The sequence below is a fragment of the Priestia sp. P5_B4 genome (assembly GCF_056400385.1).
Genome location: NZ_JBFULJ010001046.1, coordinates 1 through 1,199 on the forward strand (window position 1 = coordinate 1; position 1,199 = coordinate 1,199).

Here is a 1,199-nt window from a genome sequence, read left to right on the forward strand (position 1 = left end):
GTATACGATATATAAATCCAGTTAACGTAATGTGATTTATCGGAAATTAAATAACAAAAAGCCCTTTTATTAAGGGCCTTTTGTTATTTTTTCATCTTTATCAAAGATACTAATTTGAAGCTAAATCTTCTCGATCCGCAGCTTCTGGCGGTACTTCCATCCATCCATTTTCCATCATAAGCTTGGATGCCTCCTCCACAAACATAAATATGTCTGCTAGGGACTTACCATATAGTGCGACTAAATCATGTCTTCCATTGACAGCTACTGAATTTCCAAATGCTCGTATTTTCATTGAAAACATATCTACTTTGTGAAATAACATTAATTTATCAGAGAAGGGCGAAAAGGTGGAAGTTGTGACTAAATGACTAAGTAATGAGGGAGCAGGTAAGTTATCATCCCGCAGCTTCTCCATGTAATGATCCACGGATCTAAGAGTAATTTCTTCCCCTTTTTTAAATACTTCTCGAACCTTATCCATTTTTGCGACTTGACCAAATGCCATAATTAATGTCTTACTTGTTACGTTACTTTCAATATTGTCGTATAAATGGGCAATTTCTAAAGCGTGTAAAGGACGAACATCTCCCATGAAGCCTTTCAGATAACCAGGACTAGCTATCTTCACATTTTCTGCTATAGGAATGATCGGTGGTTTAATAATGAATCCTTTATTCATTAAAATCGTCTTGATCTGTTCCATTAATTCCATAGTAGAATTCATACAATGAAGATAAAATTTTCGTACATCTTCTCTATACATTAAAGGCACCGCCACATTATAGATGCTCATTCCTGCCTTTCCAACATACTTTAAATAATGTACATAGAACTCATCTTCAAATAATCTAGGAGCTCCAAGGTTCACGTCTTCTTCCGTAAAACCATGGGGAACGGGAATTTTTTCTTTGACAAATATTTCTTTTATTGTACGTTGAAATTCCTCACTCAAGTTTAACGCATGTTCCAGCAATGTTTTGATCTCTTGGTCTTCAACATGTTGAAGAAAGTAACTAAGAATACGCGTAGACATACTATTACCCATATAAGTGGCCCAAAGTTTTCCCACTTCTGCAGATGTCAGTTTCTCATGAGGGTATGATTTTTTAGATCMTATTTTGATGGGTTTAATGGTTTCCATACACAATCTCCTCAGGCTTTTTTCTTAGCATAACCTTTTCTAGCATATCTATTAT

1 protein-coding gene is annotated in these 1,199 nt (G+C 35.2%); it reads right to left on the reverse strand.

The window, feature by feature from the left end:
* Positions 1–109: 109 nt before the first annotated feature.
* A complete protein-coding gene (locus AC1DRF_RS28640; RefSeq protein WP_477742390.1) occupies positions 110–1,144 on the reverse strand; it encodes a DUF3231 family protein in 1,035 nt (344 codons plus the stop codon).
* Positions 1,145–1,199 lie beyond the last annotated feature (55 nt).